9 protein-coding genes are annotated in these 14,734 nt (G+C 69.7%); 3 read left to right on the forward strand and 6 right to left on the reverse strand.

Features of this window, described 5'->3' with window-relative positions; translation table 11 throughout:
- Positions 1-42 precede the first annotated feature (42 nt).
- The 3 genes from AC6JA9_RS24265 to typA all read left to right on the forward strand — a co-directional run bounded on the left by AC6JA9_RS24265 (position 43) and on the right by typA (position 4,614).
- Positions 43-1,626 (forward strand): sigma 54-interacting transcriptional regulator, encoded by a 1,584-nt coding sequence (locus AC6JA9_RS24265; protein ID WP_223747306.1) that lies wholly within the window; start codon positions 43-45, stop codon positions 1,624-1,626.
- Positions 1,623-2,561 (forward strand): alpha/beta fold hydrolase, encoded by a 939-nt coding sequence (locus AC6JA9_RS24270; protein ID WP_223747305.1) that lies wholly within the window; start codon positions 1,623-1,625, stop codon positions 2,559-2,561. The genes AC6JA9_RS24265 and AC6JA9_RS24270 overlap by 4 nt, the downstream gene beginning before the upstream one ends.
- Before the next feature lie 205 nt (positions 2,562-2,766).
- Positions 2,767-4,614 carry a translational GTPase TypA gene (gene typA / locus AC6JA9_RS24275; RefSeq protein ID WP_223747304.1) on the forward strand — a complete coding sequence of 616 codons (1,848 nt, stop codon included), beginning with the start codon at positions 2,767-2,769 and terminating at the stop codon, positions 4,612-4,614.
- Between the two features lie 181 nt (positions 4,615-4,795).
- Here typA and AC6JA9_RS24280 read toward each other — a convergent pair whose 3' ends face one another.
- The 6 genes from AC6JA9_RS24280 to AC6JA9_RS24305 all read right to left on the reverse strand — a co-directional run bounded on the left by AC6JA9_RS24280 (position 4,796) and on the right by AC6JA9_RS24305 (position 14,707).
- Positions 4,796-6,115, reverse strand: a complete 1,320-nt coding sequence (locus tag AC6JA9_RS24280) for a hypothetical protein (RefSeq protein ID WP_497957926.1) — start codon at positions 6,113-6,115, stop codon at positions 4,796-4,798.
- Between the two features lie 53 nt (positions 6,116-6,168).
- A complete protein-coding gene (cglE, locus tag AC6JA9_RS24285; protein WP_141323891.1) occupies positions 6,169-6,771 on the reverse strand; it encodes an adventurous gliding motility protein CglE in 603 nt (200 codons plus the stop codon).
- Positions 6,772-6,941: 170 nt separating this feature from the next.
- The gene (locus AC6JA9_RS24290) at positions 6,942-9,023 is read right to left on the reverse strand and encodes a TonB family protein (protein WP_223747301.1); all 2,082 of its coding nucleotides are present in this window, start codon (positions 9,021-9,023) and stop codon (positions 6,942-6,944) included.
- A 50-nt stretch (positions 9,024-9,073) separates the two neighbouring features.
- Positions 9,074-9,358, reverse strand: a complete 285-nt coding sequence (locus AC6JA9_RS24295) for a hypothetical protein (protein ID WP_063789782.1) — start codon at positions 9,356-9,358, stop codon at positions 9,074-9,076.
- A 181-nt stretch (positions 9,359-9,539) separates the two neighbouring features.
- Entirely contained in the window at positions 9,540-11,057 is a 1,518-nt protein-coding gene (locus AC6JA9_RS24300; RefSeq protein WP_223747300.1) for a tetratricopeptide repeat protein, read from the reverse strand.
- Entirely contained in the window at positions 11,054-14,707 is a 3,654-nt protein-coding gene (locus AC6JA9_RS24305; protein ID WP_497957927.1) for a tetratricopeptide repeat protein, read from the reverse strand. Before AC6JA9_RS24305 ends, AC6JA9_RS24300 begins: the two co-directional genes overlap by 4 nt.
- Between the last annotated feature and the right edge of the window lie 27 nt (positions 14,708-14,734).

The raw sequence follows: 14,734 nt of genomic DNA on the forward strand, positions 1-14,734 counted from the left end.
GCCCGGTCCCTCCCCGGAGCGCGGGGCCGGACGGAGGTAGGGATGGACTTCGAGAAGCACCAGAGCCTGCACACCATCATCATGCTGAGAGATGTCATCCGCAAGTGGTGGCAGATGGAGCTCTCCTTCGCGGATCGCCACGGCGTGGTGCACGAGTGGCAGCGGGGGGACATCTCCCCGCCTCCCAACCCGTTCTGTCGCATCGCCCTGTTCTCGAGGGAGGGCCTGCGCCGCTGCAGCCAGTCCGTGCGCGTGCTCCACGAGAAGTTCCGCGGGAACAAGAAGCTGCGCCGCTCGCTCTTCCACGACTGCCACCTCAACTTCAGCATCGTGGGCGCCCCGCTCTACGTCGACAACGAGTACGCCGGCTGCCTCTTCGTCGAGGGCTTCTCCCGCCAGATGCTCAACGCGCGTGAGGTGGAGGTGCTGCGCTCACGCCTGCTCCAGTTCGCCCCGCCCTTCTCCGACCTGGACCGCGCCGATGAGCGCGTCCCCGTGCTCGACGGCGCGGAGCTGGCGAAGCTGTCCGACCTGCTCGAGTTCGCCGCGCTGGAGATCGCCAACCACGAGTCGGAGCTCGCCCGGCGCGAGGAGCAGCTGCCCCCGCCATCCCCCGAGGTGCAGGAGCGCTACCGGTTCGAGAAGATCATCGGCCGCTCCGGGCCGATGATGGAGGTCTTCCGGTTGATGGAGAAGGTGGCCAACTCCGACTCCACCGTGCTCATCAACGGCGAGTCGGGCACCGGCAAGGAGCTGGTCGCGCGCGCCATCCACCACAACGGCCCGCGCAAGGACCAGCCCTTCGTGGTGCAGAACTGCTCGGCCTTCAACGACAACCTGCTGGAGAGCGCCCTCTTCGGCCACACGCGCGGCGCCTTCACCGGCGCGCTGCGCGACAAGAAGGGCCTGTTCGAGGTCGCCGACGGCGGCACCTTCTTCCTCGACGAGGTGGGCGACATGTCCCCCGCCCTCCAGGTGAAGCTCCTGCGCGTGCTCCAGGAGGGCACCTTCCTCCCCGTGGGCGGCACGCACCACAAGGAGGTCAACGTCCGCGTCGTGGCCGCCACGCACAAGGACCTGGGCGAGCTGGTCAAGCGCGGCGAGTTCCGCGAGGACCTCTACTACCGCATCAACGTCATCCGCGTGCAGCTGCCCCCGCTGCGCGAGCGCCGCGATGACCTGCCCGTCCTCATCGACCACTTCCTGCGCAAGCACCACCGCGAGGGCCAGCGCACGCGAGGCCTGTCCCCGGAGGCGCTCGCCATCCTGGGCGCCTACGCGTGGCCGGGGAACATCCGCGAGCTGGAGAATGAGATCGAGCGGCTGCTCGTGCTCGGCGGAGACCTGGAGATGCTCCCCGCGGAGCTGCTCTCCAGCCGCATCCGCGACGCGGTGGTGCCTGGCGGTGGCCCCTTCATCCCGCCGCGCGCGCACGGCCGGCTGCACGAGGCGGTGGAGGCGCTGGAGCGGGAGATGATCCACCAGGGCCTCTTGCGCACGCGCAACAACAAGAGCCGGCTGGCGCGCGAGCTGGGCATCAGCCGCTCCAACCTCATCCTGAAGATCGCCCGCTACGGGCTGGACCGGGGCCTGCCCGAGGACGAAGAGGCCGAGGTGGAGGCATGAAGGCGGAGGCCGTCTACTTCCACCAGGACTACCTGCGCGTCCCCGACGGCGCCGACCTGTACTACCAGGTCACCGGCGACGGAGAGCCGGGCGTGGTGCTGTGCGACGGCCTGGGCTGTGACGGGTTCGCCTGGAAGTACCTGGCCCCGTACCTGTCGCGCCGCCACCGCGTGCTGCGCTGGCACTACCGCGGGCACGGCCGCTCGGGCATCCCCGAGGACCGCGAGCGCATCGGCATGCTCTACACCTGCGACGACCTGCAGCGGGTGATGGACGCGGCCGGGATGGAGAAGGCCGTGCTCTTCGGCCACTCCATGGGCGTGCAGGTGGCCCTGGAGTTCCACCGCCGCTACGCCAGCCGCGTCGCGGGGCTGGTGCTCATCTGCGGCAGCTACGGCAACCCGCTCGACACCTTCCACGACTCCAACGTGCTCAAGAAGCTCTTCCCGTCCCTGCGCCGGGTGGTGGAGCGCTTCCCCGAGCAGTCCGCGCGCCTCATCCACGCGGCCCTGCGCACGGAGCTGGCGGTGCAGCTGGCCATCTCCCTGGAGATGAACCGCGAGCGCATCGCGCGAAACGACCTGGCCCCCTACTTCGAGCACCTGGCCCGCATGGACCCGGTGGTGTTCGTGCGCACGCTGGACTCGCTGTCCGAGCACAGCGCGTGGGACCACCTGCTCCACGTGGACGTGCCCTCGCTCGTGGTGGCCGGAGGCCGGGACAAGTTCACCCCGGGGTGGCTGTCGCGGAAGATGGCCTCCCGCATCCCCGAGGCCGAGCTGGTCCTCATCCCCGACGGCACCCACACCGCCCCCCTGGAGGCCCCGGGGCTGGTCGAGGTCCGCGTCGAGCGCTTCCTCCGGGAGCGGCTGGGCGGGCCCTCCGCTGGCCGGCCCCTCGCTGCGTCCGTCCGGGCCCCCACCACGGGTTCCTGAGAGTGACGACGGGGTGACAAGGCCCCCCTGGGAGCCCCTGTCGGGAGGGGTGTGCCGGCCGTCCAGTCGCCCGGGGGCCGTCCGCGCTCATTGCAGGGGACGCACTCACGGCATATAAGCCCCCGCCTTCCGGGTTCCGGTGGGGTTCGGGAGACCTGTCTTTCTCGGGGCATCCCCCCCGCCCTTTCACCTCAGTTCGGTTCGTATGATTCCTCGCGAAAACATCCGTAACGTCGCCATCGTCGCCCACGTTGACCATGGCAAGACCACGCTCGTCGATCACCTGCTGCGGCAGGCGGGCACCTTCCGTAGCAACGAGCACGTCGCCGAACGGGTGATGGACTCCAACGACCTCGAGCGCGAGAAGGGCATCACCATTCTCGCGAAGAACACCGCGGTCTCCTACAAGGGCATGCAGATCAACATCATCGACACCCCGGGTCACGCCGACTTCGGTGGTGAGGTGGAGCGTGGTCTGCGCCTGGTCGATGGCGTCATCCTGCTGGTGGACGCCGCCGAAGGTCCCCTGCCCCAGACGCGCTTCGTGCTCAGCAAGGCGCTGGCGATGGGCCTGAAGACGGTGCTGGTCATCAACAAGATCGACCGTCAGGACGCCCGCGCCCCCGAGGTGCTGGACCAGGTCTACTCGCTCTACATCGACCTGGGCGCGGACGATAAGCAGCTCGAGATGCCCGTGCTGTACACGATTGCCCGTCAGGGGCAGGCGTCCACGAAGCTCGACGTCCCGGGCACGACGCTGGAGCCGCTGTACGACGCCATCATCAACCACATCCCGCCCCCGCCGGCCTCCCAGGAGACGACGCCGCAGCTGCTCGTGGCCAACCTGGACTACGACGACTATGTCGGCCGTCTCGCGGTGGGCCGCGTGCAGGCAGGTCGCTTCACGCCCAACATGCCCATCTCCGTCGTTCGCGAGGGGGGCAAGGTCGAGCCTGGCAAGATCGTCAAGCTGTACGGCTTCTCGGGCCTCAAGCGCGTCGAAATCCAGGACGCCGGCCCGGGTGAGATCGTCTCCATCGCGGGCATCGAGGACGTGTCCATCGGCGACACGTTCGGCGACCCGGAGAAGCCCGTGGCGCTGCCGCGCATCACCGTGGACGAGCCCACGATGATGATGATCTTCAAGGTCAACGACGGACCGCTGGCCGGCAAGGAAGGCAAGTTCGTCACGTCGCGCAACCTGCGCGAGCGCCTGTACCGCGAGGCCTACCGCAACGTGGCCGTGCGCGTGGAGGACACCGCGACGCCGGACGCGTTCCGCGTGGTGGGCCGCGGCGAGCTCGCGCTGGCCGTCATCATCGAGAACATGCGCCGTGAGGGTTACGAGCTGACGGCCTCCAACCCGGAGCCCATCACCAAGACCGTGGACGGCGTGCTGCACGAGCCCATGGAGCTGGTGTTCTGCGACGTGCCGGAGACGAGCGTCGGCTCGGTGACGGAGCGCATGGGCACGCGCAAGGGCCGCATGACGGACATGGGGCAGCTGGGCTCGGGGCGCACCCGCCTCCAGTTCCGCATCCCCGCGCGTGGCCTCATCGGCTTCCGCTCGGAGTTCCTCACGATCACGCGCGGTGAGGGCATCATGAGCAGCCAGTTCGACGGCTTCGAGCCGTGGTTCGGCTACATCGCGAAGCGCCAGAACGGCGCCATGGTCTCCGACCGCCTGGGCGACACGGTGCCGTACGCGCTGTTCAGCATCCAGGAGCGCGGTCAGCTCTTCGTGGGCGCGGGCACCACCGTGTACGAGGGGATGATCATCGGCGAGCACTCGCACCCGTCCGAGCTGAACGTGAACTGCTGCCGCGAGAAGAAGCTCACCAACATCCGCGCCGCCGGCCGCGACGAGAACGTCATCCTCGTCCCGCCGCGCGAGATGGGGCTGGAGAAGGCCCTGGAGTGGATCGCCGACGACGAGCTCGTCGAGGTGACGCCCAAGTCCGTGCGCATGCGCAAGAAGGCCCTCTCCGTGGGCGAGCGCTACCGCGCCGAGCGCGACCGCAAGCGCGAGGACCGCGCGGCCGAGGCCGAGTAGTCGCGCTGAGTTGATTTGATGCACGAGGGCCCGTTCCTTCCTGGGAGCGGGCCCTTCGTGTTTCCAGGGGCGGGCCTTCCGCCTCGAGGGGCATCGCCGGCCGCGGGCTCCGGGTGGCTTCCTGGTCCACGGCTTCGACCCACGAGGCACCGGGTCTCGCGGGGCCCGGCTGGCCTGCTTCTCAGTCGGACGTGGCGCTGCACGAGGCATCCATGCCCGAAGGCGTCACCGGCTCGAGGTCCGGTGGGCCCAGCGAGGCCAACGTGCGGCGCACCACCGTCCAGGACTCGCCGGGGCCCAGCTCGCCCGAGGCGAAGGCTCGCTCGGGTGCGTCCTCGACCACCGCGAGCTCCTCCGCGTCCACGTAGAGCGGCGCGCCCCAGTGGAAGCCGGGTCTCGGCGGGAGGTGCCACGTGGCGCCATCGGAGAGGCGCGTGAGGACCAGCGTCCCTTGCGGCTCGCCTCTGCGTGTCTCCAGATGCAGCGCGTGACCTCCGCCCACGACGGCGGAGACCTCCGTGAGGAAGTCCTGCCGCGAGGCGCGCAGACGCCTCGGGCGCAGGTCCTCCGCGTGGTGCGCCAGCGGAGAGGTCATCAGGTCCATGCGCGTGAAGGCGTGGCGCTCGGCGTCGTAGCCGTGGCCCTCGAACCAGACCAGGTGCTCGCCATCCGTCCGGGGACAGGCCGCGCCGCCGCCCATCGAGGGCACCACGAGCGGTTGCGCGGGCTCCCCTTCCCTCCAGGACCACAGCGACGCGCGGCCCTCGTCCAACGCGCTGAAGAGCAGCGCGTCGCCGCCCACGGTCAGGTGCGCCGTCACGGTCCGGTCCGGCGCGCTCCATGCCTCCACGGGCCCGCCGTCGCCCTCCCAGCGCGCGCTCCAGACCCGGCGACGCGTGGGGGTGCTCGCCATCCATCCAGGCCCCAGGACGGCCTCCAGGGGGCTCGCGCCCTCGGGCCGGGGCCACACCCGGACCGAAGCGCCCGCGCCCTCGAACAACACGCCGATGAGGCTTCGCGGACGCGTGCGCCCATCGACGGCGTTGCCCTCGAACAGCGCCTGGTCCGTGCGCAGGTCCCGCAGCCGCAAGTCGCAGCCCTTCGCCCCATCGAGCACGCGGGCGAGGAACAGGACCTGCCCCAGCGAGAGGTTCTCGATTCTCAGCTCCAGCGCGGAGTCACGAACCTGGGAGTAGCCCAGCATCCGCGTCCCATCGCGAGCCGCGCCGAAGAGCGCGAAGTACCGGTGCCCCGAGCCCGGGTCCGGTGCCAGCTCCTGACAGCCCTCGCCACATGGCCGCCACGACGACGCGGGATGATGTTGGGGGCGCGGGTCCACCGCCAGGCCCTCACAGGCCGGGGACACGGGGAGCGGTCCTCCAGGCCGGGAGGGCGCGATGCGCGAGGACAGCCCCCACAGGACGCCCAGCACCAGGCACAGCGACAGCAGCACGAGCCCCCGCGTCGGCCGGCGCGGAGGCAGGGACCTTCCAGGGGACATGCCGGGACAACGACGGCCCCGGCGTTTCTTCCCGTGAAGCCCTCAGCCCACGCTCAGAACGTGTACTTCACCTTCGGGAAGATGGCGAAGGACGTGATGTTGGGGCCGATGACGTAGCGCGCCAGCAGGTCCGCGCCGACGGTGAAGTGGTCCATGCCCGTGGCGTACTCCAGCCCCACGCCCACGCCCGCGTTGGGCGAGCTGACGGCGCGGCCCGGATCGTTCTCGTCGGGGTCCACCGGCGCCGGGTCCATGCGCGTGTAGCCCGCGACCAGCTTGGGCGTCAGGTACAGCCGGTTCATCAGCGGCACGTGGTACGCGGCCGACACGTCCAGGAACTGCATGGTGAAGTTGTCGGACAGCGAGCACGTCTCGGTGCCCGGCAGGTAGCCCGCGAAGCAGTTCTGCGCGGACGAGCCCATGCCGAAGTGCGCGCCCAGGGAGATGCGCTCCGTCAGGTCGTAGCCGATGCCGAGCTGCAGATAGGTCTGAGCGTTCGAGTACGCGTTCTCACCGCCCACGGTGAAGAACACGCCGACGTTGGTGTCGGTGTAGAAGCCGCGGCGCGGCTGGAACTCCACTCCCTCCGGCGGCGTGGCCGCGAGGGCCGGAGACGACAGCAAGGCGAGCGCGGCAACGAGCTGGGACTTCTTCACGGGTCCTCCCCACGCGGTGCCCCTCCGGTCCAACCGGAAGTGGCGACGGACGTTAATGACGCCCCCCTCGTTCCGGCAATGAGGGGCGGGAATGAAAATGGCGTGGACCGTTCCGTCCACGCCACTTGGAGGGACGGCGGAGCGCCGTCCCGGGCTTTACACCCGCGTGACTACCCCTCGCCCTCGGAGCCCGCCGGCGAGAACATCCACGGGTACGTCACCGCCACCACGCCGCCGCCCTTGGGCTCCGGGAACTTCCAGCGACGGATGCGGGAGATCATGCACTGCTCCGCGCGGGAGTTGCCCAGCGTCGACTCGGAGACCGTCGCGTCGGAGACCATGCCCGCCGGGTCGATGGTGAAGGCCACCGCCACCTTGCCCGCGAGGCTCGGGTCCTTGTTCAGCTCCGACTCGTAGCAGTACTTGATCTCGTTCTGGTGGCGCCGGATGACCTTGGCGATGACGTCCTTGTCCAGGCCGCCCACCACCGTCGTCTTGCCGGGGATGACCTTGGTGATGGACTTGCCACGGCCGCCCAGGTCGATGCCGCCCGAGCCTCCCGCGCCGCGTCCCTCACCCTTGGTGCCCAGGCCGCCGATGCCCATGGCCGTGCCGCCACCGCCAGTGCCGGAGCCACGTGAACCCAGGCCCCCCACGCCCTGGGCGTCACCCATCGCCGCGCCGCCCTTGAGGCCGCCCAGCGCGTTGTTGAGGCCGGTGCCGAAGCCGCCGGGGCCGAACACGTCCGAGGCCCCGCCCTTCAGGCCCTTGAACGCGCCGAGCAGACCGACCTTTCCCACCACCTGGCGGTCCTTCTCCTTCTTCGTCTTGTCCACCACGGGCGTGCCGGGCTTGGACGGCGCGGCCTCGGCCTGCTTGGCCTCCTCCTTGCCGAACTTGCCCTCCTCGTCCTTCGCCTTCGCGCCCTCCTCCACGCCGGACAGCTGGAGCTTCTTCTGCTCGAGCTTCTTCTCCGGGGTGATGAGGAACTTCGCGACGCGCTGCTGGGACTCGAAGATGTCGTTCGCCGGCGCCTGCTCCGAGCGGGGCGTGAGCGCCATGGCCGCCACCACCGCCGCGCCCGCGAGCAGGCAGATGCTGACGATCTTGAAGAACGTGTAGTCGGCCTCCGCCAACGAGGTGGCGGCGATGGCCGGCGACGGCTTCACGTACCGGGCGACGAAGGCCACCGTGCCGAACGACACCTCGACGCGGTCATGCAGGCCCAGCTTGAAGACCTGCTCCTTGTCCTCGGGCGTGCCCGTGAGCAGCCCCGCGGCGCGCAGCGTGTCCTTCGACTTCACGTTGCCGCGCTCGGTGACGATGACGCCCGTGCCCTGCGGCGCGTGCACCTCCAGCACGTCACCGCGGCTGATGACCAGTTCGTGGCGCTTGCCCACCGTCGGCGCGAAGACGTGGAAGAAGTTCTTCTTGCCCTCGCCGATGGTGACGGGGACGCCGTCCTTGAAGTGCTGCACCTGCAACAGGGTGTCGCCCCACAGCATGGACACCTGGAGCACCTTCTCCCGCGCCGTGGGCATGGCCTCGGGCGGGAGCTGCTCCTGCAGGTGAGGCAGCACCGCGCGACGCGGGGCCGCCGCGACGGGAGGTGTGTCCACCCGGGGCGTGGGCCGCGCTTCCTCGCGCGCCATGGGCGGCGGAGGCGGAGGTCCCACGCGGTTGAGGCCGGGCGGAGCCACGCGCTCGGTGCGCAGGCCGCCGACGTTCGCCGAGGGAGCAGGACGCGGATTCGTGAAGACGAAGCCGCCTCGCGTGTTGCCGCCCGCCGCCGACGGAGGAGTGACCACCTCCGGCACCGTCCGGTTCACGGGCGGCGGAGTGGGCGTCCGCTGCGTCACAGAGCCCTGGAACGAGCCCTGGAAGCGCGGTCCCGCCACCTTCGCGCCCGCGGGTGCGAGACGCTCGGGTTCGTCGGAGCCTCCGAAGAGGACCTCCACCCGCGTGCCTCCCACGCGCAGCACATCCCCGGGTTTGAGCGCGGTGGGGATGACCAGCTTCTGGCCGCTCACCTCCGTGCCGCCCTCGCTGCCGAGGTCGATGGCCGTTACCGAACCATCCTTGTCCACCTTGAGCATCACGTGGAGATTGGAGACCCGCGGATCCTGAACCTTCACCGCCGCCTGGGCGCCCGACCCCACGATAACGCTCTCCGCCTCCGACACGGTTTCCACCGTGGAGCCATCAGGCCCCGTGATTCGAAGGGTCAAGCCGTTGTTCTTCGCCGCCGCCATGAAGTTCTTCCTTCTTCCCTTCCGCTCCCGAAAACGCCTGACCGCCGCCGCTAGAGGTTGTCGACGGACTTCTGTAGCTCCGGGTCGAAGTTCTCCCGGACCTTGATGAGACTCTGGAAGTCCGTCTTCTTGCGGTGGAGCACGTATGAGCCTTCCGGCTTCGTCAGCTCGCCCTCCACCGCGACATCGGTGAAGTCGATCACCGTCTTCTTCCGGAAGACCGTGCGGTCCTCCTCCTGGATGATCTTCACCGAGTCTTTTGACTGCTCCTGCGCCATCACCGCCGGCGCCGCGAGCAGGCCCATCATCGTCACCGTCGCTGCCAGTCGCCGCATCTCCAGACCTCCTCTTGCTTCCTCGGGTGTGACAGCGGGTTCCGAGTTGGGTACCCGCGACTCTTTGCACGAGGCGATCCACACCCAAGTCCCTGAATCCTATGGAACTCGCTCGCCGCCTTCCAAACCAGGGCCCGGAGGGAGGAAAAAACTTCCTCCCGGCCCTGTAGGGACTGCCGTCCTACGGAGCAGGCGCGGGCTTCGCGTCCTGCTGCGGCGGGGCCGTGGGCACGGGCGCGGGCGCCTGGGCGTCCGTTCCCTGCTGCACGGCGTTGGACGCGCCCGCGGGGGCCTGCTCGTCGGCGGGCGGCGTCGCTTCCGCGGCGTCGGTGCCCTCGGCGGGCGCGCCGTCGGCCGGTGCGCCTTCCGGAGCGTTCGCGTCCTGCGGCAGGCTGTTGAGCATGTTGCCCCCACCGCCGGTGGCCTCGTCCTTCTTGTCGCCCTCCGCGCCGGCCGTCGCGGCCTCGGGCGGCGGGGCCTTGAGCATGTTCGTGAGGCCCGTGACCTTGGCGGTGATCATCTGCCGGTCCTGTTCAGACGTGGACTCCAGCGTCTTGCAGCGGTCCAGGAAGCCGATGGCGCGCTCCCAGCCCGTGCGGTCGGAGGCATAGGCCCAGCCCGCGCCGCACACGGCCTCGGGCAGGTCCGCGCGGTTGGCGAGCACCTTCTCGAAGGTCTCCCCCGCGGCGATGCCCTTCTTCGGGTCCTTGCCCTTCTGGCCATCCAGCGCCCACGCCAGTGACAGGCGCGCCTCGGCGGAGTCGGGCTCCAGCTCCGTGGCGCGGGTGAAGGCCTTCTCGGCGCCCGCGTAGTCACGGTAGCTGAGCGCCAGCGCGCCCAGGTTCACGTAGGCCGGCGCGTACCGGTCATCGAGCGACACGGCCTTCTGGAACTGGGCCAGCGCGCGCGAGCGCTCATCCAGCTTCAGGTAGACCATGCCCAGCAGGTTGTAGAGCGACGGGTCCTTCTCCGCGTGCTTGCGCGCGGTGCCGACGAGCAGCTCCGCCTGCCGGTACTTCTCCCGCGCGTAGGCCACGTAGGCCAGGTTCTTGTACGCGCCGGGGTGGTCCTTGTTGCGCTCGAGCACGCGGCGCGCGGTGGCCTCGGACTCGTCCAGCTTGCCCAGGTGCCGGTACGTCGCGGACAGCCCGTTGAGCAGCGACGCGTCGTACGCGCGGCCCGGCGTCTTCAAGGCCTTCTCGAACAGCGCAATCGCGTCATCGCCCCGCTCCTGCGCGCGGTACACGCCCGCCAGGTTGACGACGGACGGCGTGTGGGCCGGGTCCAGCAGCAGGACCTTCTCGTAGGCGGTGCGCGCGTCGTCGACGCGGCCCTGCCGCTCGGCGATGACGCCCAGGTTGAACTGGGCGTTGAGCGTCTGCGGCGACATCACCAGCACCTTCTCGAAGCCCTGGCGCGCGGCGTCCAGGTCACCGGCCTCGTAGGACTTGATGGCCGCCGCGAACTGCTCGGCCATGGTGGACGTCTCCTTGGGCGCCGCGGGGGTCGCCTCCGGAGTCGTCGAGGGCGCGGCGGCCGTGGGCTTCTCCGGCAGCGCGCTGGTGGTGGTGGGCTTCGTCTGGGGGCCCGTCGCGCACGCGGCCGTGAAGGCCAGCGAGCCGACGACGAGCGAGCGGAACCATTTCATCGGCATCATTCCGGTGTGAGGCGTGAAGGCGTTCTTCGCGTCGCGGGTCATGGCCGCACCTCCTGGACCTGGGCGGTGGGTGCCTGCGTCCTGTCCTCCGGCAGGGGCGTCTTCGGCGCGCCCTCCACCGGCGGGAGCTGAATCGAAGGAGCGCCCGGCTCCGGCGTCACCGCGGGCGTGGCCGTCGCGCCCGAGGGGCCACCGGGCTCGCGCGCGAGCTCCGCCGCCGCGAGCGAGTCGTGCGTGCGGTAGCCCACCTTGCGCACCTGGGCGTAGGTGCCCGGGTGGTAGCGGTTGACCTGGTCCTGGGCGGCCAGCGTCCACGGGCTGTAGATGCCCAGCTCGTAGGCCTTCTCCAGCGCCTTCTCCAGCGCCTCGTTGGCCTTGTCCTCCAGGGGCAGCGCCAGGTTCTCCAGCTCCGAGCGGTACATGCCGAGCTGCTCCTCGTCGAGCCCCGTGGGGTCCGGCGAGTCCATGATGTTGCGCGCGAAGTCCGCGTACGCGAGGCCGATGCGCGTGAGCGCCGCGATGCCCCACTCACCCGAGCCCGTGGAGAGCACCGCGAGGTACTCCTTCTCCACGCGCTGGATCTCCCGCTGCTTGGCCGTCAAATCCCGTCGGATGGTGGCGACGCGCGAGAAGCGGATGTCCGTGTAGCGCTTCCACGCCGGCTCCAGCGCCAGGAAGCGCGCGTGGGCGTAGGCGTTGAGCGCCGCGTCCTCCTTGCGCGTGGCCTCGGGCAGCCGGCCCCAGGCGCGCACCAGCTCCGTCTGCACGCGCTCCTGCTCGCGGACGTTCTTGAGCTGCTGCCACGCGAGCAGCTCGTGGTAGCGCGCCAGGTACAGCTGCGAGGGCGTGGCGCGCGCGTCGCGGCCATAGCCGTCCGCGAAGGCGCCGAACGCGCGGGCCGCCTCGCTCCACTTGCGCTCCTTCTCCCAGACGAGCGCCGCGGAGTACGCCACCTGCGGCACGTCCTTGCGGTCGCGGAAGCGCGCGACGTAGGCGTTGTAGGCCGCCACGGCCTTCTGGGCCTCGCCGGCGCTCTCCCACCACACGCCCGCGTTGAACTGGGCATCCGCCACCCACGCGCCCGCCTCGGCCACCAGCGCCTTGCGCTCGGCGGCCTTCTGCGAGCGGCGCGAGTCCGCGTCCTCCTCCGCGCCCGGCGTGTCCCCCTTCTTCGCCACCGTCTTCGCGCGAGCGTCCTTGCCCTTCTTGCCCTCCGCGTCGCCCGCCTTCAGCGCGGCGTCGTAGCTGGAGAGGAAGGACTCGGCCAGGGTCGCGGCCTTGCGGTAGTCGGCGACCTTCTCGTAGAGGCCCGCCAGCGTGTAGCGCGCCTTGAGCTCGAAGGGGCTGCGCGGGTACTCGGCCAGCACGCGCTCGCCCGCCTCGATGCCGCGGTCCAGCTCCCCCGCCTCCTGGGCGATGGACATGGCGTAGGTGAGGGCGCGGTCCGCGTTCTCCGACTTGGGGAACTCCTTGACGTACTTGAGGAACTCCTCGGCGGCCTTCTTCGGGTTCTTCTCCTGCTTGTAGACGACCTCGTCCACCCACTTGTAGTGGCTGCCCTCCACCACGCGGGCGACGCGGGCGGCGAACTCGGAGCCGGGCTTGGACAGCTTCTTGTTCTCGAGGAACTTGCGCGACAGCGTGGCCAGCTCCAGCCACTCCTGGCGGCTCTCCAGCACGTACATCGTCAGGTCCGCGGCGTCGCGCGAGCGGCGCTCCTCCGGGAACTTCTCGATGATTTCTCCGAAGCGCCGCGCCGCGTCCACGAAGTGGCTGCGGTCGTAGAGGATGACGGCGGCCTGGTAGCGCAGGTCGATTTCATCCTGCGTGCCCGGGTAGAGCTTCACGTAGACGTCGCACGCGGAGACCAGCCGCTCCTCGAACTTCGTGAGCGCCTCCTCCTGCTTCTCCTTCGCGTCGCGCTTGACGATCTTCTGGCGGGCGACGTCGCCCTTGTCCTTCTTCTCGTCGACCTTCTGGCCGTCCTTGAGGTCGCTCTTGGCCAGCTGGCCCCGTTCAATCTTCACCAGCTTGTCGTAGGCGAGGATGGCGTTGAACGCGGCGCTCTTGCGGTAGCTCTCGTTGGAGACCTCGCGCGCCGAGTCGCGGTCCGGAATCTGGAAGGCGACCACGGCGTCGTACTCCGCCGCGGCGGCCTGCCACTCCTCGAGCGCCCAGAGGATCTCCGCGTAGAAGAAGCGCAGGTTGAAGGCGGAGTCCGCCACGAACTCCGGGTTCGCGTTCGACGCGAAGGCGTCCACGTACTGCTTGTAGATGTCGCGCGCGAGCCGGTAGGTCTCCACCTGGCGCGTCTTCTGCGCCTCCTGGTGGTACTCCGTCACCATCACCCGCATCGCCTCTTCCGTGACGTTGAAGGCGTTGCGCAGCACGGGGGCCTTGCCCTCGTTGGACTTCCACCACTCGCCGCCCGGGCTGTAGAGGTCCACCATCCGCTTCATCTCCTTGCGGACCTGCTGGCGGTTCCTCAAGCCCTCGAAGGCGCGGACGATGGCCTGCTGGTACTCCGGCGCGTTGGCGCCCATGGGCTCGTCATCCACCAGCGTGCGGTACAGGAGGATGGCGCTGTCGAAGTGTCCCGCGTCCACCAGGCCCGCGGCCGTCTTCGCGAGCAGCCGTCCCTGGCGCTTCGCCGGCGCCTTCTCGCGGAAGTACGCGATGGCCTGCTTGGGCTGGTCCAGCTGGACGTAGAAGACCGTCAGGTCGTTGAGCGCCTCGGTGCGCAGGTCGCCAAGCTCAGGCTGCTTCGCGGCGTAGTCCACCACCTCGTGCAGCTTGGCCAGGCCCGCGTCGTAGTCGCCGGTGTTGTAGTCACACCAGGACAGCTTGTAGACGGCGTACGCGTAGATCTTCGGGACGCCGGAGTCGCGGGCCTTCTCGTAGTTGGCCTTGGCGGGGATGAGCTTGTTGGACTCGAAGTAGTGGTTGCCGAGCTGGATGTACGCGTCCGGCACGAACTGCGAGCGCGGGAACTCCTTGATGAGCTCCTCGTAGCGGGCCACGGCGTCGTCGCGGCGGCCCAGCTCGTAGAGGTTGTAGCCCATGGAGAAGAGGACCTCGTCGCGCTGCGGGTACTGCGGGTAGCCGCGCAGGATGTCCTCGTAGATGCCCATCGTCTCGGTGCGGTAGCGCTCGCTGTCGCGATGGTCCTGCTTGGGCGGCTCCGCCTTCTCGCCGCGAGCCACGGCCGCGTCGTACTTCTTCTCCTCCGCCAGGAAGCGGTCCATCTCCAGCTGGTAGAGGTACTTGGACTTCTCCCAGTACAGCTCCGACAGGCGGTAGAGCATCTCCGCCTTCTGCTGGTTGCCGTCCTGCAGCTTGGGGATGAGGCGCTTGAAGGCCTCAATCGCCTCGTCGCGCTTCTTGTCCGCCAGCGCGTTCTTTCGCGAGTCCGCGATGCGCGGGATGTCCGCGAACTTGGCCGTCGCGGGCTTCACGCGCGCGGGGCCCCGCCGCACGTCCTCGGGCGCGACGCCGGGCGGAGGCTGAGCTTTCTCCTCGGCCTTCTTCGCCTGGGCGCCCTTCCTGCCCTTGTCCGCCCCTGGATTCTTCGACGCCGAAGCCGCGGGCTTCTTCGCCGCCTTGCGCGCCGGCGCTTCCGCCGCCTCCCCCACCCCGCTGGTGGCGAGCGCCACGCCCACCGCCAGCGCACCGAAACGAAGCACCACCTTCATGCGAGCTCCCGCCTGTGACGCCGCCCC

The sequence above is a fragment of the Myxococcus sp. MH1 genome, from assembly GCF_059738865.1.